This window comes from Wolbachia endosymbiont (group A) of Sturmia bella (assembly GCF_964030905.1).
In the GTDB taxonomy this organism is placed as follows: domain Bacteria; phylum Pseudomonadota; class Alphaproteobacteria; order Rickettsiales; family Anaplasmataceae; genus Wolbachia; species Wolbachia pipientis.
In genome coordinates, this window is sequence record NZ_OZ034988.1 from 1,358,876 (window position 1) to 1,381,248 (window position 22,373).

21 protein-coding genes, 3 tRNA genes and 1 pseudogene are annotated in these 22,373 nt (G+C 36.9%); 15 read left to right on the forward strand and 10 right to left on the reverse strand.

Going from position 1 to position 22,373, the window contains the following annotated elements:
- Positions 1–11 precede the first annotated feature (11 nt).
- Positions 12–87, reverse strand: a tRNA-Ala gene (locus ACQH3L_RS06435).
- Positions 88–428: 341 nt separating this feature from the next.
- On the opposite strand from ACQH3L_RS06435, the gene ACQH3L_RS06440 reads away from it, so the two are divergent.
- Together ACQH3L_RS06440 and nuoF are read left to right on the forward strand one after the other, a co-directional pair.
- Positions 429–501, forward strand: a tRNA-Lys gene (locus ACQH3L_RS06440).
- A 19-nt stretch (positions 502–520) separates the two neighbouring features.
- Positions 521–1,774 (forward strand): NADH-quinone oxidoreductase subunit NuoF, encoded by a 1,254-nt coding sequence (gene nuoF / locus ACQH3L_RS06445; protein ID WP_010962959.1) that lies wholly within the window; start codon positions 521–523, stop codon positions 1,772–1,774.
- Positions 1,775–1,802: 28 nt separating this feature from the next.
- Here nuoF and infC read toward each other — a convergent pair whose 3' ends face one another.
- From infC to nuoI, 4 genes are all read right to left on the reverse strand, one after another.
- Complete coding sequence (gene infC / locus ACQH3L_RS06450) at positions 1,803–2,321, reverse strand: translation initiation factor IF-3 (protein ID WP_006279610.1); 519 nt, start codon at positions 2,319–2,321, stop codon at positions 1,803–1,805.
- A 12-nt stretch (positions 2,322–2,333) separates the two neighbouring features.
- Positions 2,334–4,235, reverse strand: coding sequence for a threonine--tRNA ligase (gene thrS, locus ACQH3L_RS06455; RefSeq protein ID WP_010962960.1), 1,902 nt, complete (start codon positions 4,233–4,235; stop codon positions 2,334–2,336).
- A complete protein-coding gene (locus tag ACQH3L_RS06460) occupies positions 4,228–4,515 on the reverse strand; it encodes a hypothetical protein (RefSeq protein WP_010962961.1) in 288 nt (95 codons plus the stop codon). The genes thrS and ACQH3L_RS06460 overlap by 8 nt, the downstream gene beginning before the upstream one ends.
- Positions 4,516–4,630: 115 nt before the next feature.
- Positions 4,631–5,113, reverse strand: coding sequence for an NADH-quinone oxidoreductase subunit NuoI (gene nuoI / locus ACQH3L_RS06465; RefSeq protein WP_038199316.1), 483 nt, complete (start codon positions 5,111–5,113; stop codon positions 4,631–4,633).
- 131 nt (positions 5,114–5,244) lie between these two features.
- On the opposite strand from nuoI, the gene mnmE reads away from it, so the two are divergent.
- The 3 genes from mnmE to ACQH3L_RS06480 all read left to right on the forward strand — a co-directional run bounded on the left by mnmE (position 5,245) and on the right by ACQH3L_RS06480 (position 8,091).
- Positions 5,245–6,771 (forward strand): tRNA uridine-5-carboxymethylaminomethyl(34) synthesis GTPase MnmE, encoded by a 1,527-nt coding sequence (gene mnmE, locus ACQH3L_RS06470; protein ID WP_425384796.1) that lies wholly within the window; start codon positions 5,245–5,247, stop codon positions 6,769–6,771.
- A 47-nt stretch (positions 6,772–6,818) separates the two neighbouring features.
- Positions 6,819–6,906, forward strand: a tRNA-Ser gene (locus ACQH3L_RS06475).
- Between the two features lie 168 nt (positions 6,907–7,074).
- The gene (locus tag ACQH3L_RS06480) at positions 7,075–8,091 is read left to right on the forward strand and encodes an NAD(P)/FAD-dependent oxidoreductase (RefSeq protein WP_425384797.1); all 1,017 of its coding nucleotides are present in this window, start codon (positions 7,075–7,077) and stop codon (positions 8,089–8,091) included.
- A 560-nt stretch (positions 8,092–8,651) separates the two neighbouring features.
- Here the strand turns inward: ACQH3L_RS06480 and ACQH3L_RS06485 are convergent.
- From ACQH3L_RS06485 to rpmF, 4 genes are all read right to left on the reverse strand, one after another.
- The gene (locus tag ACQH3L_RS06485; RefSeq protein ID WP_010082311.1) at positions 8,652–8,822 is read right to left on the reverse strand and encodes a hypothetical protein; all 171 of its coding nucleotides are present in this window, start codon (positions 8,820–8,822) and stop codon (positions 8,652–8,654) included.
- Positions 8,823–8,933: 111 nt separating this feature from the next.
- Entirely contained in the window at positions 8,934–9,890 is a 957-nt protein-coding gene (locus tag ACQH3L_RS06490; RefSeq protein WP_010962965.1) for a beta-ketoacyl-ACP synthase III, read from the reverse strand.
- Positions 9,883–10,920, reverse strand: coding sequence for a phosphate acyltransferase PlsX (gene plsX, locus ACQH3L_RS06495; RefSeq protein ID WP_038199264.1), 1,038 nt, complete (start codon positions 10,918–10,920; stop codon positions 9,883–9,885). Before plsX ends, ACQH3L_RS06490 begins: the two co-directional genes overlap by 8 nt.
- 10 nt (positions 10,921–10,930) lie before the next feature.
- On the reverse strand, positions 10,931–11,113 hold the full coding sequence (gene rpmF, locus ACQH3L_RS06500) for a 50S ribosomal protein L32 (RefSeq protein WP_010962967.1): 183 nt from the start codon (positions 11,111–11,113) through the stop codon (positions 10,931–10,933).
- 910 nt (positions 11,114–12,023) lie between these two features.
- Between rpmF and ACQH3L_RS06505 the strand changes: the two genes are divergently transcribed.
- The 10 genes and pseudogenes from ACQH3L_RS06505 to ACQH3L_RS06550 all read left to right on the forward strand — a co-directional run bounded on the left by ACQH3L_RS06505 (position 12,024) and on the right by ACQH3L_RS06550 (position 21,016).
- On the forward strand, positions 12,024–12,806 hold the full coding sequence (locus ACQH3L_RS06505) for an MlaE family ABC transporter permease (RefSeq protein ID WP_038199265.1): 783 nt from the start codon (positions 12,024–12,026) through the stop codon (positions 12,804–12,806).
- A complete protein-coding gene (locus tag ACQH3L_RS06510; protein ID WP_425384798.1) occupies positions 12,799–13,500 on the forward strand; it encodes an ABC transporter ATP-binding protein in 702 nt (233 codons plus the stop codon). Before ACQH3L_RS06505 ends, ACQH3L_RS06510 begins: the two co-directional genes overlap by 8 nt.
- A 320-nt stretch (positions 13,501–13,820) precedes the next feature.
- A complete protein-coding gene (locus ACQH3L_RS06515) occupies positions 13,821–14,318 on the forward strand; it encodes a hypothetical protein (RefSeq protein ID WP_010082318.1) in 498 nt (165 codons plus the stop codon).
- Between the two features lie 72 nt (positions 14,319–14,390).
- Positions 14,391–15,554, forward strand: a complete 1,164-nt coding sequence (gene dxr, locus ACQH3L_RS06520) for a 1-deoxy-D-xylulose-5-phosphate reductoisomerase (RefSeq protein WP_070356952.1) — start codon at positions 14,391–14,393, stop codon at positions 15,552–15,554.
- A gap of 330 nt (positions 15,555–15,884) precedes the next feature.
- Positions 15,885–16,061 (forward strand): hypothetical protein, encoded by a 177-nt coding sequence (locus tag ACQH3L_RS06525; protein ID WP_182319925.1) that lies wholly within the window; start codon positions 15,885–15,887, stop codon positions 16,059–16,061.
- Positions 16,055–17,719: a recombinase family protein gene (locus ACQH3L_RS06530; RefSeq protein ID WP_425384799.1), complete on the forward strand. Its 1,665-nt coding sequence runs from the start codon at positions 16,055–16,057 to the stop codon at positions 17,717–17,719. Before ACQH3L_RS06525 ends, ACQH3L_RS06530 begins: the two co-directional genes overlap by 7 nt.
- Before the next feature lie 87 nt (positions 17,720–17,806).
- Positions 17,807–18,052 (forward strand): annotated as a pseudogene (locus ACQH3L_RS06535) (PD-(D/E)XK nuclease family transposase); the annotation flags it as partial.
- A gap of 438 nt (positions 18,053–18,490) precedes the next feature.
- On the forward strand, positions 18,491–18,634 hold the full coding sequence (locus tag ACQH3L_RS06540; protein ID WP_173862902.1) for a hypothetical protein: 144 nt from the start codon (positions 18,491–18,493) through the stop codon (positions 18,632–18,634).
- A 37-nt stretch (positions 18,635–18,671) separates the two neighbouring features.
- Positions 18,672–20,219: a group II intron reverse transcriptase/maturase gene (gene ltrA / locus ACQH3L_RS06545; RefSeq protein ID WP_006280223.1), complete on the forward strand. Its 1,548-nt coding sequence runs from the start codon at positions 18,672–18,674 to the stop codon at positions 20,217–20,219.
- Entirely contained in the window at positions 20,216–21,016 is an 801-nt protein-coding gene (locus ACQH3L_RS06550; RefSeq protein ID WP_182282699.1) for an Rpn family recombination-promoting nuclease/putative transposase, read from the forward strand. Before ltrA ends, ACQH3L_RS06550 begins: the two co-directional genes overlap by 4 nt.
- A 34-nt stretch (positions 21,017–21,050) precedes the next feature.
- Here the strand turns inward: ACQH3L_RS06550 and ACQH3L_RS06555 are convergent, their stop codons facing one another.
- Positions 21,051–22,298 (reverse strand): IscS subfamily cysteine desulfurase, encoded by a 1,248-nt coding sequence (locus ACQH3L_RS06555; RefSeq protein WP_425384800.1) that lies wholly within the window; start codon positions 22,296–22,298, stop codon positions 21,051–21,053.
- Positions 22,299–22,373: the final 75 nt, after the last annotated feature.

Below are 22,373 nucleotides of genomic sequence, written 5' to 3' on the forward strand. Positions count from 1 at the left end.
GCTGTATAGACTGGTGGAGGCAAGCGGGATCGAACCGCTGACCTTCTGCGTGCAAAACAGATGCTCTACCAGCTGAGCTATACCCCCAGGTAATTCTTGCTTAAAGCATAAATCACTCAGGCTGAAATGCAAGAAATATTTATCTATTAGGCTATTGCTAAATAGTGTACAAATTCTGCAGGGTGTACACACTTCTCTATTTTTTTGTCTCCTTAGCGTTATACGTCACACCATCCAAATAAATCTGTGAACTGAAAATTAACAAGAAGTTTTCCTTTGGAAATTTTTTTAAATTATTCATAGATTTTTTAACTAAATTATCACTAACGCAGTATATTATATAATTTATTTAACCACACATGAAAATTTTAGTTTGATTAAAACGGATAAAAACTGTATTGATGTTTAGTATAGCTGAAAAATGAAATGATCCCGTAGCTCAGCCGGTAGAGCAACTGACTTTTAATCAGTGGGTCACGCGTTCGAATCGCGTCGGGATCACTCACAAATTTTGAAAAACATGCTAAAAGAACAAGACAAAATATTCACCAACCTAAATGGTAAAGGAACTCCACTACTTGAGGGTGCAAAAAAACGTGGTAGCTGGCAAAAAACAAAGGAATTACTGGATTTAGGATCAGAAAAGATCATTGATGAAGTAAAGAAATCTGGTTTGAGAGGTCGAGGGGGTGCAGGATTTTCCACCGGCCTTAAGTGGAGCTTTATGCCCAAAAATCTCCCAAAAGCATATTTAGTAGTCAATGCAGATGAGTCAGAACCTGGTACATGTAAAGATAGAGATATATTGCGATATGAGCCACATAAGTTACTTGAGGGAATTCTCCTGGCCGGCAAAGCGATCAGCGCATCAGTTGCATATATTTATATCAGGGGTGAATTTTATAATGAATATTTAGTTCTAAAAAAAGCACTTGAGGAAGCCTATAAAGAAGGTTTAATTGGAAAAAATGCCTGCAAATCAGGTTATGATCTTGATGTGTTTATCCATAGGGGCGCAGGAGCTTACATATGTGGGGAAGAAACAGCTCAACTCGAATCAATTGAAGGAAAAAAGGGCTTTCCTCGCATGAAGCCTCCATTTCCCGCAGGTGTTGGACTTTTTGGCTGCCCAACCACAATAAACAACGTTGAAACTATAGCCATGGTTCCAGATATTCTGAATCGCGGAGGAGAATGGTTTGCATCTCTTGGTAAACCAAATAATACTGGTACCAAGGTCTTTTGTATTTCAGGGCACGTAAACAACCCGTGTAATGTTGAAGAAGAGCTCGGAATTCCATTACGTGAATTAATTGAAAAATACGCAGGTGGAGTGCGAGGAGGTTGGGATAATTTACTTGCTGTAATACCTGGTGGGTCTTCAGTGCCATTAATTCCAAAATCTATATGTGATACTATTGAAATGGATTTTGATTCATTAAGAACTGCACAATCAGGGCTTGGTACTGCTGCTGTAATAGTGATGAATAAATCAACTGATATAATAGCTGCAATAGAGAGGTTATCACACTTTTATATGCATGAGTCCTGTGGACAATGCACACCATGCCGTGAAGGTACTGGATGGATGTGGAGGATTATGAAGAGGATGGTGGCAGGAGATATTAAGCCTGATGAAATAGATAAGCTGCTTGACCTTACAACTCAAATAGAAGGACATACAATTTGCGCACTTGGCGATGCTGCAGCTTGGCCGATTCAAGGATTAATAAGACATTTTCGCCATGTTATCAAAGAGAGAGCGATAATTTAACTTTACTTATACTTCTTAAGCCGTTTTGCTACTTAGCAACCAGAGCTAAAAAATATTGATTCCCTTCTCTTTTAGGTGCCAATTCTACCTTTGCGATATCTTCAGTGTCTCGAATTAGCCGTTCTAATTTTTCCAGTCCAACTTCAGTGTTTATAAGCTCTCTCCCTCTAAATCTCATTGTGACTTTAATTTTATGTCCGTGGGCAAGTAAGTCTCTTGCTTGACGCAATTTTGTTCCGTAATCGTGATCACCAATATTGGGACCCAGTTTAATTTCTTTTATAGTTAATGTTTTTTGTTTCTTTTTTGCTTCACTTGCTTTCTTTTTTATATCATACTTTTGCTTGCTATAATCCAGAATTTTACATACTGGAGGGGTTGAATCAGGTGCAATTTCCACCAAGTCTAAACCAACACCCTGTGCAAATTCCAAAGCTCGTTCTATTGGCACGATTCCGACCATTTCACCACTATGATCAACTAAGCGTACCTCCTTAGCTGTGATAAATCCATTAATTCTGTTTTTATTGTTCTTTTTAACTTGCAAACTTTAACTCCCTTAATTCAAATTAATACTTTTTAACAGCGATTCATTAGCCTTTTCCAAAGAAAAAGACTCCTGTCTTTCCGATCCTAAATTTCTTACTGACACAGTTTTACTTGTAACTTCATTTTTGCCTACAATCCACAATATAGGAACCTTGTTTGAACTATGCAAACGTATCTTATAACTAATTTTTTCATTGGTCAAATCAGTCTTGACTCTCACACCTTGTTCTTTTAAAATATTGCTAATTTCTGTGGCGTAACCGTCAGCTTCATTTGTAATGGTCAGAATAGCAAGTTGCGTTGGAGCAAGCCAAACTGGAAATTTTCCTGCATAATTTTCTATCAAAATTCCGATAAAACGCTCAAAAGTCCCAAGAATTGCCCTATGTAACATGACAGGGTGATGCTTGTGCCCATCTGCCCCTATATAAAAAGCTCCCAGACGTTCTGGTAAAATGAAATCAACTTGTAATGTTCCACATTGCCAATTTCTGCCTATTGCGTCTTTCAAAACGAACTCTAACTTTGGACCATAAAATGCACCTTCACCAGGGTTAAGTTTATAACTCAAGCCCGCTTCTTTAACGGCTTCAAGCAGCGCTTTTTCAGCTCTATCCCACACTTCATCATTACCTGCTCTAATATCTGGACGGTCTGAAAATTTCACAGAAATTTCATTAAATCCAAGCTCTGAATATACTTCTTTTAAAAGGTCACAAAACTTTATAGTCTCAGAATTCACTTGTTCTTCCATACAAAAAATGTGTGCATCGTCTTGCGTAAAACCACGCACTCGCATCAGTCCGTGCAATGAGCCTGAGCTTTCATTTCTATGGCATGTGCCAAACTCTGCCATACGTATTGGTAAATCACGGTAGCTCCTGGTGTGAGAATTAAAAATCTGCACATGACAAGGACAATTCATGGGTTTTATTGCTAACTTTTTATTCTCAGATTCGTCAACAATAAACATATTTTCACGAAACTTATCCCAATGTCCAGATCTTTCCCACAGCTCTTTACTTACTAAAATAGGAGTTTTTACCTCAAAATAGCCATTATTTATTAGCTTCTTTCTGATGTAAGACTCAAGAACATTATATAGAATATATCCTTGTTCATGCCAAAAAACCTGCCCAACAGCTTCCTCTTGAATGTGAAATAAATCCATATCCTTAGCAATTTTGCGGTGATCACGTTTTTCTGCTTCTTTGAGGCACTCAAGGTAAGCGTTTAATTCATCCTTATTTCCCCATGCTGTGCCATATATTCGCTGCAACATTGGGCCCTTAGAATCACCACGCCAGTATGCACCCGCTACTTTCATAAGTTTAAACGCTTTAACTCTACCGGTTGATGGTGAGTGCGGACCACGGCATAGGTCAACAAAATCACCTTGCCTATAAACAGTTAGGTTTTCACCCTCTGGTATGGATGAGATAATATCAACCTTATATTTTTCGCCTATACCACTAAAGAAATCAACTGACTGCTTGCGAGTCCAAACTTCTCGAACAAATCTGTGGTTACTTTTTACAATCTCTTTCATTTTCTTTTCTATTGCGGTAAGATCGTCCGTAGTGAAGGTACGATCTGTAGCAAAATCATAGTAAAAACCGTCCTGAATTGTTGGGCCGATAGTAATCTGAGTATTAGGAAATAGCTCTTTCACTGCCTGCGCCATTATATGAGCAGCATCATGCCTTATTATATCTAAACCCACTTCGTCACTCAGTTGTATCACCTCTATCTCTGCATCAGCTTCAATTTCACGTGAGAGGTCATATAGCTCACCATTTACTTTCAATGCAACTACTTCTTTCAAAGCATCCGGTTGTAATATATCAAAGCCAGTGACTTTACCACTGTATTCTTTTACTTTTTGTTCGGTTGAAAAAGTAACCCTAACCATAAATAAACCTATACGGACATGTAGCTTGAAGGCGGTTTGCTTCTTCCAACGGTGTCATCCCAGTGTCACGCACATAGCCATACGAACATTCATTTTCGAAGGTAAATTGCACAGCAAATGGTGTCATCCCAGTGCTTGACACTGGAATCCAGCTTTTTTGTAATTTCATTGAAAATGTTGCATAGTGTGCTTGTTCACAATCAATTTTACTGGATCCCAGTGTCAAGCACTGGGATGACACCTTTGTGTTTGAGGCAAAACAGGCTATAACATTTAACATACTGCCCTCGCAAACAAATGTTCGTACAGTTGTGTATCAGCTACTGGGATGACACCACCCCTAGTGGGCACTGCCCCTAAATCATAATGGATAACAGGGTTATAAGCTCTGAACATTAATAATAAGGCCTATTCTTTTTTAACCTGAGTGCAATTGCGTCTTCCCAAACTTCACCATTACGCAATAACTTTTCTTTATTGTACATTAGCTCCTCTCTTGTTTCAGTAGCAAATTCAAAGTTAGGACCTTCAACAATTGCATCAACTGGACATGCCTCTTGGCAAAGTCCGCAGTATATGCATTTTGTCATATCAATATCATAGCGCGTGGTGCGGCGACTACCGTCTTCTCTTTCCTCTGCTTCAATAACTATTGCTTGAGCAGGGCAGATAACTTCACATAATTTACAAGCTATGCATCGTTCTTCACCGTTTGGATACCTACGCAACGCATGCTCACCACGAAACCTTGGACTTAAAGGGCCCTTCTCCATAGGATACCTCAAAGTAACCTTTGGCTTAAACATATATTTTAATGTAATAACAAACCCTTTAATTAACTCTACAAAAGACCAGTACCAAGCTAATTTCTTGAGCATAAAATATTTAAAACTTGTGTCAGTCATTATAAATCATATTATCAGTTTTCAAAATAAATATTTTCACCTGGGTGACTTTTTAGGTATTTTGGTTTCTTAAGTGTAATATTGCTAAGTAGTTTATATAAATAATGACAAACACAAATGAAACTATTTTCGCTTTATCGACCGTATTTGGTAAGTCAGGAGTTGCAGTAATCAGAATTTCAGGCAACTACGCGCTTAAAGCTTTAAATCATTTTCATATTAAGAAAGAAATTAAACCAAGATTTGCTACTTTAGTTGATCTATATGATGATTCCAGTCAATTGATAGATAATGGAATAATCATCTATTTCCCTGCTCCAAACAGTTTCACTGGCGAGGACGTTATAGAGTTACAAGTGCATGGAAGCAAGGCAGTTATAAAAATCATCTTGGAGGAATTATCAAAAGTTTTCGTTATGGCCAAGCCTGGAGAATTCTCACTTAGGGCTTTTCTAAATGGTAAATTTGACTTAACGCAAATAGAAGGGATTGCAGACTTAATTGATGCTGAGACGAGAATGCAAGCTAAACAAGCGATTAAGCAGATATCAGGAGAATTGGAGAGACTATACAGCAATTGGAGGCAAAGATTAATAACGATACAATCCAAAATCGAAGCATATATAGACTTTCCAGAGGACATTTGGGCAGAAAAAAGTGAATTGGAAAAAATTAATAATGAAGTGCAATCTCTCGTGCAGTTGATACAAGAGCATTTAAATGATAATAGACGGGGCGAAAGGTTGCGTGAGGGTTTACATATTGTAATAACTGGTGAACCAAATGTCGGTAAATCAACTCTGTTTAATTTCTTAGCCAAGCGTGATATTGCTATTGTTTCTGAATATGCAGGCACAACAAGAGATATACTTGAAGCTCATATTGACATTGGCGGATACCCAATCATTCTCTCTGATACTGCTGGAATTCGTGAAAGTTCAGATCCAATAGAATTAGAAGGTATAAGTCGAGCGAAAAAGAGGTCTTTTGAAGCTGATTTAAGAATAGAGCTATTTCCTTTTGAACAACGACACGATGTCAATTATCAAGCCACAGGCAATATACCATCTGTCGTTGACACACAACTATGCAAATATTGTAATCAACAAACGGTGTCATCCCAGTGCTTGACACTGGGATCCAGATATAAAAATACTTGCAAATTATGCAATAGACAATGGATTCTAGAAACATGTGCTGAAAACAATGTTCATAGCTGGATTCCAGTGTCAGCTACTTGCATGACATCAGACCAAAATGACACCATTTATGTATTGAGCAAAGCTGACGATGTTATCAATAATCACAATATAAAAATTAATGGCATAGATCTTTTACCCATTTCTATTCTAAAGGAAATAGGTACAAACAAATTGATCTCTCTCATAAAAGAGAAGGCAGAGGAAAAATTTGGGCATGATAGAGACACTCCTGTAATCACTCGGCAAAGACATAGGAATCACATGAAGAAAGCACTGGAACATTTACAACGTTTTAATATCGATAATCCAATTGAGTTGATATCTGAAGATTTGAGGCTTGCTGCATTTGAACTTGGTGCGGTGATTGGAATTATTGATGTTGAGGAAATATTGAGTAGTGTGTTTAGCAACTTTTGCGTGGGCAAGTAAAGCTTTTATAGATTGCTTAAAATCAAATGTTGTGATAGAAAAGAAATGGACGGATGGCCGAGCGGTTTAAGGCACCAGTCTTGAAAACTGACGTACGTGATGAGCGTACCATGGGTTCGAATCCCATTCCGTCCGCACAGCATCTCGCTATGCTAGCTGATTTCTAGAGCTTATTTGGACTATGTGGTTCATAACGCTGGAAATCTTGTCTAATCTAGCCACATCTTTTAAAAATACATCCCTTTGTAAATTGACCTTGTTAGCAAAGAAAGCTAATATCTATAAATAGATCACCATCTGAATATGAAAACCGATATAGTAATAATAGGTGCAGGACCTGTTGGAATATTCACTGCTTTTCAAGCGGGAATGCTTGATATGAGATGTCATATAATAGATGTTTTGGATCAAGCAGGAGGACAATGCACAGCTCTTTACCCAGAAAAGCCAATATATGATATACCTGGTTATCCTGTAATCACTGCCCAAAAATTAATTGAGCAACTAATGGAGCAATCTTCGCTATTTAAGCCTGTTTACCATTTAAGTCAAAAAGTGGAAAAGATTTCAAATAACGAAGGTGAAAGCTTTACTGTCATAACGAACATAGGTACAGAGGTAAAATGCAAAGCCGTTATTGTTGCTGCAGGTAACGGAATGTTTGAACCTAACCGTCCACCCTTAAGTGGTATATTAGAATATGAAAATAAATCTGTATTTTACAGTGTAAATAAAATTTCTGATTTTCAGGACAAAACTATAGTCATTGCAGGTGGGGGTGATTCTGCGGCTGATTGGACTGTAGAACTTTCTAAAGTTGCGAAGAAAATTTATGTGATACATAGGAGAAAGGAATTTCGCTGCACTCCTGAAACTAGAAATAAATTAGAATCACTTGAAATTGATGGAAAAATAGAACTGGTAGTGCCATATCAATTACACGAACTAGCAGGAGGTAATGGGCAGTTGAGCGCAGTGATAGTAAAAAACATTGCCTCTAAGGAAGAAAAAGAAATATCCGCTGATTTTTTGCTGCCATTTTTTGGATTGTCAATGAATCTTGGTCCAATAAACAATTGGGGTATACAGTTAGAACATAGCCGCATAGTTGTCGACCCAGCTACACTTAAAACCAGTAGAGATAGGATATATGCAATCGGAGATATAGCTATTTATTCAGGCAAACTAAAATTAATACTAAATGGTTTTGCTGAGAGCGCCATGGCTTGTTATGACATATACAAAGTAATCCACAACTCTCCGGTTAATTTTCAATATTCAACCTCAAAGGTAATTCACGGAAAAGAAAAACTTCCTTGACAAACCTCGCCAGCTCCCTTATCATGAAACTGAAGCTATTGTATTTGCTTTCGCCAATCTGCAGATTAAAAGGTAAGGATTACTTAATGTATCGGCGTCTTATGTTCAATTTTTTGCAGTATATAGATACTGTATGTCTTTACAAAACTTCATCTACATCTAGATTTTTATCTAAATAAGCTGAACGCGCTTACAAAGCGTTACAAGACATCAAAAAATGCCAATACTCGACAGAGATAGTAAAAGACTAGCTAACTCGGGGATTCTTTGTCTTTTTTTCTGCTTAGTAAATTTCTTAAACGTTTGCAGCGTAAGTTAGTTGCAATTAAAAGCAGCTTAATCTCGCTTGTCAAGCGTTTAAAACATAAAAAACGCCAATATTTTAAAGCGGATAATAACCCCAGGGCTTCTTTTGCCTTTTTTTTCATTTGGTAAATTTCTTAAATATTTATGGCTAAACGACAACCGTCATCCCGCTGCTTGTTAGCGGGATCTAGAGATACCGCGAATGAATCGCGGTATGACGTAGGACTGCTGTCATCCCAGTGCTCCTTTTTTTGTCATCCCAGTGCTTGACACTGGGATCTAGTTTTCCATATAATCTCATCGAAAATGTTGTAACCACTTTCTGTGCTAGTTTGCTTGCTTACAAGCAAACTTTCCTGGATCCAAGTAGTCAGGGCACTGAGATGACACCCTCTTGGATGAAAACCAGTATCAGCTACTTTCATGACACCATTCTTTTTTCTGGATCCAAGTAGTCAGGGCACTGGGATGACAGGAGAAAGAGGCACTGGAATGACAAAGAGGGTACTTGGATGACAGGAGGTAATGCAGGAAGTCTAATAGTGCAGCAACACGGAACCCCAGGTCAGGCCTGCACCTATTGAAATCAGCAGTACCAGATTTCCTGATTTTATTTTTGATTCTTGTATTGCATAGTCTAAGGCCAGTGGAATTGATGCCGCTGAGGTGTTTGCATGCTTATCAACGGTATTAATCACTTTCTCTATAGGAAAATCTAATTTCTTTACTACTGCTTCAATAATACGAATGTTTGCTTGATGGGGAATTAACCAGTCAATATCAGTGATTTTCAAATTATTGCATTTCAGAGTTTCCTCTACTGAGGCTGTTAACTTATCCACTGCATGTTTAAACACTTCTCTTCCATTCATGCATATTTTTCCAGAATCACCAGTTGAGGATATCCCTCCGTTCGTACATAGTATGTCCACATTGCCGTCAGAGTATAAGTTTGTTGATATGATGCCGCTTCTACCCATTTCTGATTTCATCACCACTGCACCAGCACCATCACCAAAGAGTACACAAGTTGACCTATCTTCCCAATCAACAATCCTAGACATTATTTCAGCACCTATAACCAATGCATATTTAATTCTATTGTTAGATTTTATGAGCGAATCAGCAACTGTAACTGCATATATAAAACCAGAGCATGCTGCTTGTACATCAAAAGCAAATGCGTTTTTACATTTTAACTTACTTTGTACAATCGTTGCACAGCTAGGAAAAGTTTTATCAGGAGTTGTTGTAGCAACTATAATCAAGTCAATTTCATCTACTGAAATTTTAGCTTTTTCTATAGCACTTTTTGCTGCATTTACAGCTAGATCTGACGTTAGTTCTCCTTCATCTGCTATATGCCTTTGAACTATTCCTGTTCTCTGCCTTATCCATTCATCGCTCGTCTCAACTATCGATGCAATTTCGTTGTTACTCAACATTTTTCTTGGTAGGTAAGATCCAGTGCTTAATATGAAACTTTTATTCAATATGACTTACCCCGTTAATTATCTTTTGATTTAAATTTTCACTAATTGCATTTACTGCAAATTTTATGGCATGGGCAAAAGAAATAGCATCAGAATTTCCATGACTTTTAATGATGATACCATTCAGCCCTAAAAACATAGCTCCACTTCTAATTTTGGGATTAAAACGCGTTAAAGCTTTATTTAGTTTGGATTTTAACAATATACCAACAAGCATTTTCGCTATCCACGAATTGAATACTTCCTGCTTTATTAGATTGATAAAGGTACTAGCGGTTGCCTCAGCCGTTTTGAGCATTACATTGCCAACAAAACCATCAGCAACAATCACATCTATATTACCCTCTAAAAATTCACTTGCCTCTATATACCCTTTGAAATTAATGCCTGGAGCGTTTTTAAGCAACTCAAAAGCGCCGCGCACTGAGTCATTACCTTTAACTTCTTCTGTGCCGATATTTAGCAAAGCAACTTCAGGATTGTCAATTTTTAATGCTATTTTTGCAAATATACTACCCATTAACGCAAATTGAAATAATGAGTCGGCATTACAATCAACATTTGCACCAAGGTCAAGCAAAGCGAAGCTTTTTGTCTTAGTTGGACAGATAGAGGCAATAGCAGGACGATAAATGTTTGGTAATGTTCCTAAAATAAATCTGGAAATTGCCATCAACGCTCCGGTGTTGCCTGAAGATACCACTCCGAAAGCTTTACCTTCTTTCACTGCAACAATTGCAGCTTTCATACTTGAGTCTTTACGATGTCTCAGCGCAAAAGATGGCTTATCATTTGCAAGGACATTGTCAGAACAATGAGTAAATTCAGAATTGTTACTTACTTTTTTATATTTCAAAAGCAAAGGAGATACTTCTTCCTTATCTCCATAAATATGAAAAAAAACTTTAATGCCTGGGTCAACAAGGTTGTCTAAAAAAAAACCAGCACCATGAATTACGGAAAGAGGCGCAAAATCGCCCCCCATAGCGTCAAGTGCAATAACTATATTATTATTGACCGTAGATAACATATCATAATAGTCACTCTGCCTGTTGCTTGATGAAAACCCGTTTTCCTTTGTAACTGCCATCAACTGCTACGTTATGAGGCAACATGAATTCCCCAGTTGTTGAACATACCACAACATTCTTAGGCTCAATAGCATGATGAGAACGATGCATATTACGCCTTGACTTTGACTTTTTTCTTTTTGGAACTGCCAAAACTTCCTCCATTCTACTACAAAATTCAATTCATTAGTAACATGTTTTTTACAGGAAGTAAACAGGGATAGTAAAATAAGTAAGGTTTGCTTATGTAATTGAGTTCTATAGCTAAAGTGGCTCTACAATTTGAAAAACCGTCATTCCGCTACTCGTTAGCGGAATCTATACCGCGAATGAATCCATAGCTGTACGAACATTCATTTTTGAAGGTAAATTGCACAACAGATGATGTCATTCCAGTCTGGAATCCAGAAATTTTGCTTATAACTGAGCTGATGAGCTAAAGGTAGTTGTCTTATGCTAAAACAAACGTTTTTAATTAAGTTGCATAGAAGCTGGATCCCAGTGGGCTTTGTTGCATCGCTAGCTATGATGGATTAAAGATAAAAAAGATAGCGAATATCAGTAGCTTATTATTCTGGTATTTATAACAAGAACGATCAGTGAATACCTAAATTTGAGTAAAAGAAATTTCACTACCACTCACTAATCTGGCTAAAATTCAAGAATTTCAATGCTTTAGCTATTTTTAATAGAATTAAATTTATTAATATAAATAACAAATTACTATTCTTAAATTTGATCAGATTGATTGCAAAAAAACAAGATTTTCAATAAGTTGCTTATAATCCTAATTATAGTTAGCCTTTCATAAGTAGCGATGCAACAAAGCCATCCCAGTGTCTGGGCACTGGCCCACTGGTGGGAATTGCTCCCAAACTACAACGTTCGTACAGTTGTGGATACCGTGGCGGTATGACGTAGGGAAACCTTTCTTGGGTTAAGCTTTAAATTAAAACATCAAGTATATTGAACTTAAAACATATCTCAGCTATACTTTGCGATAAAGTTAATAAAAATTTTAATAAAATCAGTAAGACTAACCTCTAGCTAAAATGAATACAAAGTGAGCTTTTTTGATATAAATAGTGTTAGAATAATTGGTAGGTACTTTATCAATTTTTTGTTAAGGCTTGGTAGTGCATTCATATTTTTTATTCAATCTCTATACCACTGCCTTGTGCCACCATATTATTTTAGCAACATAGCAAGACAAATTATAGAGATAGGCTTTTTCTCTCTGCCAATTGTTGGGCTCACTGGAGTTTTTATAGGAGCGGCGATAGTTTTACAAAGTAGCTTGAGTGACCCATTAATTAACCAAGAACAGATAATACCCAAACTTGTTACGATCACTATCATTAAAGAGTTAGGACCAGTTTTGATCAGCTTAATAATGGTAGGAAAGGTTGGATCATCAGTTGCAGCAGAAATTGGTACGATGCGCATCACCGAGCAAATAGATGCCCTTACAACTTTGAACATCAACCCTTTCAAATATTTAATTGCACCAAGGATTTTAGCGTCAATCATAGTATTTCCCATACTTACAGTATGTGCAGATTTAATAGGAATATTTGGAGGATGCATCACTGCAGTCTTCGAATTTAACCACAATTTAAATATATACATTAAACACACAGCTCAGTTCTTTAATACGTATGATTTTATAACTGGGCTAATAAAAGCAACTGCATTTGGCGCCATAATTTCTGTCTCAAGCTGCTATTACGGTTACCATTGCAAAGAAGGTGCACGAGGAGTAGGTGTTGCTACAACATCAACTGTTGTTTTATCGTCCATACTGATCATTTTAGCAAACTACATGATTACTTTGATACATGCGTAACCCCATAATATCAATATTGAACTTAAGCTTATCTTTTGATGATAGGACAGTACTAAAAGATCTAAATTTTGATATATTAAAAGGGGAATCATTAGTCATACTTGGTGGCTCAGGAAGCGGCAAATCTGTATTAACAAAAACAATTATCGGCTTGCTTGCTCCAGACTCAGGGTCTGTTAAAATAAATAGTAAAAGCAAAAATAAATTTGGGGGTTTATTTCAAAATTCCGCTTTATTTGACTACGTTACAGTGTGGGAAAATATATCTTTTAATTATAAAAAGCGCTTTAATATCAGCAAAAAAGAGGCAAAACAGCTAGCAATCGAGAAGTTAAGTGATGTTGGACTGGAGGAAAGCATAGCAGATATGTTTCCAATAGAGCTATCAGGTGGAATGAAAAAAAGAGTGGCACTTGCAAGGGCGATTGCACACAATCCAGAAATCATTATTTTGGATGAACCAACTTCAGGATTGGACCCAATTATGTCAGATATAGTAAACGAGATAATAATAAAATTATCTAGAGATCTTAACCCTACAATTATCACGATTACACATGATATTCATAGCGCATTTAAAATAGCTGATAAAATAGCAGTATTATATGAAGGGGAGATCATTTCCCATGGAACTGTTCAGGAAATACAAAATACTAATAACGAATATATAAAAAAATTCATTCATTATATATAGCTAAAGATATATACACTATTGCTAACAGTCATATTTTTAAGTTTTAACTTTGTAAAAGGTAGTGAACATTGGAATTCAGATTTTTTTCAAACTGGATCCTATAGCTAACACGTCATACCACGATTCATTCGCGGTATCTCGGCATAGATTCCGCTAACTAGTAGCGGAATGACGAATTTGTCGTTTTTCAAATTGTCGTAAGTCAGTTTAGCTATATATAGGATGACAGAAATTGTTTGTATTAGCTATATTCAAAAGCTCTATTGATATTTTGCAATATTTGTGATAAAATAATAGCTTAAGGTTGAGAGTAAAAATTTATGAGTGAAGCTCAAGGTCCAAACATTGCAGAATGGCAAGCGCAGCAGCAACACCAAGAGGCTGCTGGTGAGAAAAGTGGTTTTGGTCTTGGTCATAGTGACTCTGTTTCAACAGTTGTCGATGGAATGAAATGGTTGTTCAACTTTCATGAAGGAGCAATTGCTGCTTATAGTAACGTGTTTGAAGGTTTGGTGAGTGGCAGTAGTCTAGTAACATTGTTTGGAAAGTCAGGTAATATGTTTGGCATAAAACTTCTTGAAGGCCTTGCAGAATATTTTTCAGGTGGAGGTGGGGAAGATATGCCATCAGAAGAAATGGATATGGCTCATGGTGATGATGGACATCACTCAGATGATTACCCTCATGCCAATAACGAAATAGCTCATAATGCTGATGGTTTGCAAGACATGCATGATGCAGGTGATCACCATGGTCAATCTTTTTCACCTGGTCCTTCACCATCTGTTGGCGATGACCACGGACATGAACTTGGTTAAACACTTAAAAACTATTGAATAGTTGGAAGAAGGCCTAATAAGAAAAGTTGCTGTTGTTATGAGTTTGTCTTAGTGAAAAAGGTTTCAGTTTTGGGATCAACAGGAAGTGTTGGAAAAAAGACTGTAGATTTGCTCTCAAAGAGAAAAGAAGAATACCAAGTGGAAGCACTAAGTGCCCATTCGAACTTTGCTCTACTGGCACACCAAGCAAAACTGCTAAATGCAAAATATGTTGCTATCTCCGATGAAAGGCTTTACAAAGATTTGAAAGAAAGTTTACTTGGTACAGATGTAAAAATAGCAATTGGTGCTACAAATATTGCTACCATACCTGTTGATCTCTCAGTTGTTGCAATAGTTGGCATTGCAGGCCTTGGGCCAGTTATGGAAGTTATAGAAAGCGGTACCAAAGTCATTGCATTGGCAAACAAAGAAAGCATTGTTTGCGGTGGAAAGTTATTACTCAAAAAAGCTAAAGAAAAAAATGTACAAATAATCCCTATTGACTCTGAGCACAATGCAATTTTTCAAATTTTGCAAAATGACGACAAATGCGTAGAAAAGATCATACTTACTGCTTCTGGTGGACCATTCTTAAATTATAGCCTTGAGCAATTAAGAAATGTTATGGTAGATAAGGCGCTTAGTCACCCCACTTGGAATATGGGAAAGAAAATCTCGGTTGATAGCGCAACAATGATGAATAAGGCACTAGAGATAATAGAAGCACATAACTTGTTTAATATCAGCCCGGATAAAATTGAAGCAATAGTGCATCCTGAGTCAATAGTACATGGAATTGTAACTTATAAGGATGGGTTCAACTTTGCTGTGCTTGCAGAAACTGACATGGCAATTCCTATTTCATATGCTCTATCTTGGCCGGAAAGATCAGCTTTAAATCGTAAATTAGATTTAACAAAGCAAGGAAAATTGACCTTTCAAGAACCAGACCATAAGCGTTTTCCTGCGCTAAAGCTTAGCATGGCAGTGTTAAACTCTTCTGCTCCACAAACAAACAGTATTGTGCTCAATGCTGCAAATGAAATAGCTGTTAATGAATTTTTGAAGTCACGAATCGGCTTTTTAAAAATAGTAGAGGTAGTGGAATCAACAATGGAAAGTTTTGGTAGTTATACTGATATTAATTCACTATCTGATATAATAAATATTGATTATGAAAGTCGTATTATTGCTCACAAAATTGTTGAAAGTAAAGTTGTTGCGTATAGCTAGAGTAATGTAACCAGACTGCATTCTGTGATTTTTAGCAAAGCACGATACACAATCGTCATCCCGCTACTTGTTAGCGGGATCTATGCTAAGATACCGCGGCGGTATGACGGTTCGCGGCGGCATGACGATAAGCTCGTCATCCCGCTACTTGTTAGCGGGATCTATGCTAAGATACCGCGGCGGGACTCCGCCAACAATATTGCAATAAACCTGAAACTTGAGAAGACTATTTCCCGAAAGCTTCTACAAAAAGAACGGAGAGTTGAATTTATTTATAGAGCTAATGATCAAATAACCATATGTCTCGATGGATAATATATGGTAGAGCTCATGGGCAACAAGAAATTAATAGTTCGTATTAGTTGTAGTTATGAAGTAAATCGATTAGCAGAGTTGTATCTATTAGATGCGTATGAAAAATTAGTGTTAAGTAAACCAATAAAAGCGAGCAAAAAGGAAGAAAACTCTGAATATAAGAAAGTAGATTTGAGGACGGTAAAATGGTAACAGTTAGTTTATATGCAAGAGTTTCTTCAGGGAAGCAAGCACAAGAAGATACAATAGCAAGCCAAATTGCTGCTATAGAGAATCAAATTAGTATGGATGGACATAAATTATTAAATGAATATAAATTTATTGATAATGGTTATAGTGGTTCTAACATAATCCGTCCTGGTTTGGAAAAATTACGTGATAAAATAGCAGAAGGTAACATTGATAAGGTTTATATTCATTCTCCTGATCGTTTATCTCGTAAGTATGCATATCAGATGATATTACTTGAAGAGTTTAAGAAATTAGGAGTGGAAGTCATTTTTTTAAATCATCAAATTAGCGATAATCCAGAATCTCAATTACTATTACAAATGCAAGGTATGATAGCAGAATACGAACGTGCAAAAATCATGGAACGAAGTCGTCGAGGAAAGATTTATGCAGCAAATAAGGGTTGTATAAGTGTAATGAGTGCTGCTCCTTATGGCTATCGTTATATAAACAAAAATACAGAAACAGGACAGGCCTTATTTGAGATTTATGAAGAAGAAGCTGAAGTTGTTCGTAAAGTATTTTCTTGGGTAGGAAGAGAAAGAGCCAGTATAGGAGAAGTATGTCGTAGGCTAAGTGCTATGTCCATTATGACGAGAACTGGAAAAGAGTATTGGGATAGGGCTGTAGTTTTGAGTATGTTAAAAAACTCTGCTTATAAAGGACAAGCAGCTTTTGGTAAAACAAGGTTTGGTGTCAAACTAAAACATATAAGACCGAAAAAAAACTCCTGCGAGCATCCAAAAGATAATTATTCTACTTATCCTGTTCCAAAAGAGGATTGGATTTATATTAAAGTACCTAGTATAGTAAGCGAAGATTTATTTGAAATCGTTCAAGAACAATTAGCTGAGAATAGAAAAATAGCAAGAACAAGACAAAGAGGAGCAAGACATTTATTGCAAGGTTTAGTAGTATGTAAGCTTTGCAATTATGCATATTATGGTACTAGCACTGCAAGGAATAAGGAGGGGGAAAAAACTAATAATCAGGTATATTATCGTTGTGTTGGCACGGATTCATACCGTTTTGGCGGTAATAAAATGTGTAACAACAAATTAATTCGTACAGATACATTAGACATGGCTGTGTGGGAAGAGGTAAAACATCTATTAAAAAATCCAAATAGAATATTAGAGGAGTATAAACGTAGACTTTCAGAACTTAAAAAATCACCACTAGATCAAAAAAGTGCTTTGCTTGAAACACAAGAAGATAAATTAAAACGAGGTATTGCAAGGTTAATTGATAGTTATGCTCAAGAATATATTGATCAAGAAGAATTTGAGCCAAGAATTAAAGCAATGAAACAAAACTTAAAAATGGTTGAAGAACAAAAGAAAAAGATATTTGATCAGAAAAAACTCACACAAGAGTTAACTCTAGTAGTAACAAATTTAGAGGGGTTTTCCTCTAGTATTAACTCAAGTCTTAATAATGCAGACTGGCTAACTAAACGTGATATTATTAGAACGTTAGTTAAGCGAATTGAGATTAATTTTGAGGATGTAAACATCGTGTTTAGAGTAAAAGAGCTTCCAGACTCTTTTCATATGGAGAAAAATCAATGCTTGCAATGTTGTTGTAGGGGTAGGTATGACGGTTCGTGGCGGTTATGACGTGTTAGCTATAGCTATCTTCAAAAATATGGTTGAATAATTGTTAATAATAGTGTATAATTATTAATATTTTTAAGCACTTTGGCTATGGCTTTATCTAAGTTTCTCGACCCTAAGCTGGATTTAACCTTCAAAAAAATATTTGGCACTGAAAAAAATAAGAATATTCTCGTACATTTTTTGAATGATATTTTAGGGTTTACCGAGATAAATACTATACAAGAAGTGGAATTCCTCAGTACTATAATGGATCCTGAAATTGCCTCTGATAAGCAAAGTATAGTTGATGTTCTTTGCAGGGACTCTAGTGGGAACAGGTATATAATTGAGATGGTGCGACCTGAAAGCCTTCGGTCATATTGTTTAAAAGGAGAGGAATTCATTCAGAAAGAAACTGAAAGGATTCTAAAGCTTATTGAACCAGATGTTTTGCCATCTGAGTCTACGCATCAGTGCGAATTGGGTAACCAGTTGGTGCCGAGCGACGCGGACAATGAACCTCCTCTTGATAAAGAAGATGCTCAATCGTGAGAGAAAGCATAAACTACAAGCATCATGTGGTTGGAGGGCTAGGCTTAGTGGTATGGTGAACGTAAGTGAAGCTTCATAAGTATCGTAACGATTAAAGAGCTAAAGATGCTGATAAGCTCCGACCAAAAGGTAATGTGACATTTTTCATTTCTGGATGTACGCAAATCACCGGTATAGAGAAGCCACCTAACCCACTATTGTATGACAAAAGGAACAGGATAAGCCTGTATTTTCGCCTATATGGCAGGCAACCCGCAAGGAATGCTGATGGATGTGCAGGTAAAGGATAATGGAGAAAGCGAATGCCATTTTGTAACGAAATGGATAGAATTTGTAACATTAATTCGCGTGAAAACGAGCAGACTTCCATTTGGTCCCTCATGACAAGAAACTTTGTTAACCACTTAAGGTAGGAAAGCAGATGATTACAAGTACAACTGTAAGTGCACCTACCAATAACTCCGAAGCATGGAACCAGTTACCCTGGAAGAAATGCCAAAAAGTTGTTATGAGGCTACAGAGGCGTATTGTTAAGGCTGTCCAACAAGGCAGATGGGGTAAGGTGAAAACTTTACAACACCTTCTCACACGCTCTTTTAGCGGCAAAGCTTTGGCGGTTAAGAGAGTAACTGAAAACCAAGGAAAAAACACAGCAGGTGTAGATCGTCAAATATGGTCAACTTGCAACACAAAATTTCAAGGAATAAAGCTATTAAAACAAAGAGGATACAAACCTTCTCCGCTAAAACGGATATACATCAGTAAGTCTAATGGCAAAAGAAGACCTCTTGGAATCCCTACGATAAAAGATAGAGCCATGCAAGCATTATACTTGTTTGCTTTGGAACCGATAGCTGAAACGATCAGTGATCGTCACTCTTATGGTTTTAGACCAAAAAGATCCTGCGCAGACGCTACTGTGGCTTGTCACTTGTTACTGGCAAGCCGTAACCAACTACAATGGATACTCGAAGGTGATATTAAAGGGTGTTTTGATAACATTAACCATGAATGGCTCATGAAGCATATTCCTATGGAGAAGAAAATTCTTCATAGCTGGTTAAAAGCTGGCTTCCTAGAATCAAAAACTCTGTATTCCACAACTGCAGGTACCCCACAAGGTAGTATCATCTCTCCAATACTAGCAAATCTAGCCCTAAATGGACTTGAAAAATCATTGGAAAGTCAATTTGGTAAACTTGGCAGTAAAAGAAGAAGCAAAATCAGAAGTGGAGTAAATGTAATCAGGTACGCAGATGACTTTATCATTTCAGGAATCACACGTGAAGTACTGGAAAATGAAGTAAAACCTCTAGTATCGTCCTTTCTTCAGGAGAGAGGTCTTATCCTTTCCGAAGAGAAAACAAAAATTACATCTATTACAACAGGGTTTGACTTTCTTGGTTGTAATGTACGCAGGTATAATAAGAAGTTAATTATAAAACCTTCAAAAGAAAGTATTAAGAAACTTCTTAATAAAGCACGTACATTGATAAAGGCAAACATAGCGAACACTCAGGCCGTACTAATCAAGTTGCTCAATTCCCTATTAAGGGGATGGGGAAATTACTACAGCCATGTGTGTGCGAAAAGAGCTTTTAACAAAATAGACCATGAAATTATGTGTGCTCTATGGAAATGGGCAAAGAAAAGACATCCTCGTAAAGGATTACGTTGGATAAAGAATCGTTACTTCAAGGTAATGAAACAACGCCAATGGGTCTTTGCTGCACCCATATGCAAGAACAAACCGAAAGAGATAAGGTATTTAAGACTGCTTAGGTTGATTGATATACCTATCAGACGACATGTTAAAATCAGGGCGGATGCAAATCCACTTGACTTAAAATGGAAAAAGTATTTTGATGAAAGAGTGAAACAAACAAAAATGTTAGCAAGCTCTTTCTCAAGAGAAGGTTCTCTACTGTTGGTGTCACCATTAAGAATGATGTTTTCTGAGGAATCATGAAGGACAAGCCGGTTCGAGAAAAGAAGGACTTAGATAAGGGGCTCAAGCGTAGTGTGGGGAAACCTGCATGCTGCGTTTCTAAGGGAGGGAGTAGTAGCAATACTACTTCCTTACCTAACCAAGTTGCCAAAACTAAAGGCTTTGAAAAACGCGCACAACTTTATGCTGCTAAGGCTTACTCAAGACAAGCTGATAAATCTGGTAAATACGTTGATTTAAAGAAGATTTTCTTTATCGCGATTTCAAATTGTACCTTATTCCCTGATAAGCTTGACTATATATCTAGCCATACCATAAGAGATGAAAAAACCAATGAGCATGACTTAAAAGATTTTCAATTTATCTTCATAGAGCTGCCAAAATTTCCTAAGAGTAGAGAAGAACAACTAGAAAGTGTAGTAGACCGTTGGCTATTTTTTTTCAAATATGCAGATGAAACAACGGACGAAGATCTCAGAAAAATTGCGGAAAAATCACCAATAATAAAGCTAGCATATGATGAATTAGATAAGTTTCACTGGAATGAAAAAGATCTAATAACTTATGAAGAAAGAATAATGGATCTGCGCAAAGAAGAAGCCATTCTTGAATACAGACTTGATCTTGCTACTGAAAAAGGCATCCAAATTGGCGAAGAAAGAGGCATCAAAATCGGTAAAGAGGAAGGGAAAATTGAAGGAAAAATCGAAGTCGCAAAAGCAATGCTGGCTAACAATGTTGATGTCAACACTATTGTCAAATTTACTGGCCTTTCTATTAGTGAGATTGAAGAATTAAGTGTGAACGGTACAGAGTAATTTCAAAGTGCATTTGCAGTTGGAACGGATACATTTAATGAGAGTCCCATTTCACGGTGTTCAAATCTACTCCTTCTTGTACCATCTCCCAAAGTGGGCTCATTTCTCTCAGTCGGCCAACATTTTTAGCAACAAGATCTGCTGCATACAAAACTTCTTCTCTAGTTGTAAATCGGCCTAGGCCAAATCTAATTGATGAATGCTCAAGGTCATGGCCATTATTTAGCGACCGTACTACATAGGAAGGCTCAAGAGACGCAGACGTGCACGCAGAACCAGAACTTACTGCTAAATCCTTGATTGCCATGATGAGAGACTCACCCTCAACATAGGGAAAGCTCAAGTTTAGGTTGCCAGGAATTCTATTTTCATAATCACCATTTAAAACGATATCAGGAAACGCTTCTTTTATCTTGTTATACAAAATATCCCTTAATTCTTCCACTCTAGTTGTTTCTTTTTTCATTTCTTCTCTAGCAATACGTGCCGCTTCACCAAAACCAACTGCAAGAGGTGTTGGAACTGTTCCAGAACGCATGCCTCTTTCCTGTCCACCACCACTAATTAGTGGTATCAGCCTAACACGAGGATTCTTTCTACGTACATATAATGCGCCTATTCCCATAGGTCCATAAATTTTGTGGCTAGAGAGACTCATAAGATCAATGCACATCTCATTAACATCAATTGGAACTTTTCCAAAGCTTTGAGCTGCATCTGTATGGAAAAATATATTATGCTTTCTGCATATTTTACCAATCTCCTTTACAGGCTGAATTACTCCGATTTCATTATTTGCCATCATTACTGAAATCAAAATTGTTTTATCAGTAATTGCTTCCTCAAGCTTTGATAAATCTATAATTCCGTTTTGCTTAACAGGCAAATATGTAACTTTAAAGCCTTCATTTTCCAGATGCCGACAAGAATCCAGAACACACTTATGCTCCGTGCAGACAGTGATTATATGATTTCCTTTATTTTTATAAAAGTGAGCAACGCCCTTGATTGCCGTATTATTTGACTCAGTTGCACCTGAGGTAAAGATAATTTCTTTGCTATCTGCGTTCACCAGATCAGCGATGTGTTTCCTTGCTTTTTCCACTGCTTCTTCAGCAGTCCAACCAAATGAATGGCTGCGAGAGTGTGCATTGCTGAACTCACCAAAGTAAGGTATCATCACCTCTAAAACACGGGGATCTACTTTAGTAGTAGATTGATAATCAAGAAATATTGGTAATTTTATTTTAGCATCGTGTATTTTTTTACTTTCAACATTCATAAAGCTACCACGGAGACAAAATTTACAATTATTTTATAGCATTAAAACTTAATTTTTTCAAGATATAATCTTGCA

Coding starts and splice junctions, on each gene's coding strand:
- nuoF (WP_010962959.1), top strand. CDS start 521: ATGCTAAAAGAACAAGACAAAATATTCACCAACCTAAATGGTAAAGGA.
- thrS (WP_010962960.1), bottom strand. CDS start 4,235: ATGGTTAGGGTTACTTTTTCAACCGAACAAAAAGTAAAAGAATACAGT.
- ACQH3L_RS06460 (WP_010962961.1), bottom strand. CDS start 4,515: ATGTTAAATGTTATAGCCTGTTTTGCCTCAAACACAAAGGTGTCATCC.
- nuoI (WP_038199316.1), bottom strand. CDS start 5,113: ATGCTCAAGAAATTAGCTTGGTACTGGTCTTTTGTAGAGTTAATTAAA.
- mnmE (WP_425384796.1), top strand. CDS start 5,245: ATGACAAACACAAATGAAACTATTTTCGCTTTATCGACCGTATTTGGT.
- ACQH3L_RS06480 (WP_425384797.1), top strand. CDS start 7,075: ATGAAAACCGATATAGTAATAATAGGTGCAGGACCTGTTGGAATATTC.
- ACQH3L_RS06485 (WP_010082311.1), bottom strand. CDS start 8,822: ATGAAAGTAGCTGATACTGGTTTTCATCCAAGAGGGTGTCATCTCAGT.
- plsX (WP_038199264.1), bottom strand. CDS start 10,920: ATGTTATCTACGGTCAATAATAATATAGTTATTGCACTTGACGCTATG.
- ACQH3L_RS06510 (WP_425384798.1), top strand. CDS start 12,799: ATGCGTAACCCCATAATATCAATATTGAACTTAAGCTTATCTTTTGAT.
- ACQH3L_RS06515 (WP_010082318.1), top strand. CDS start 13,821: ATGAGTGAAGCTCAAGGTCCAAACATTGCAGAATGGCAAGCGCAGCAG.
- ACQH3L_RS06525 (WP_182319925.1), top strand. CDS start 15,885: ATGGGCAACAAGAAATTAATAGTTCGTATTAGTTGTAGTTATGAAGTA.
- ACQH3L_RS06530 (WP_425384799.1), top strand. CDS start 16,055: ATGGTAACAGTTAGTTTATATGCAAGAGTTTCTTCAGGGAAGCAAGCA.
- ACQH3L_RS06540 (WP_173862902.1), top strand. CDS start 18,491: ATGGCAGGCAACCCGCAAGGAATGCTGATGGATGTGCAGGTAAAGGAT.
- ltrA (WP_006280223.1), top strand. CDS start 18,672: ATGATTACAAGTACAACTGTAAGTGCACCTACCAATAACTCCGAAGCA.
- ACQH3L_RS06550 (WP_182282699.1), top strand. CDS start 20,216: ATGAAGGACAAGCCGGTTCGAGAAAAGAAGGACTTAGATAAGGGGCTC.
- ACQH3L_RS06555 (WP_425384800.1), bottom strand. CDS start 22,298: ATGAATGTTGAAAGTAAAAAAATACACGATGCTAAAATAAAATTACCA.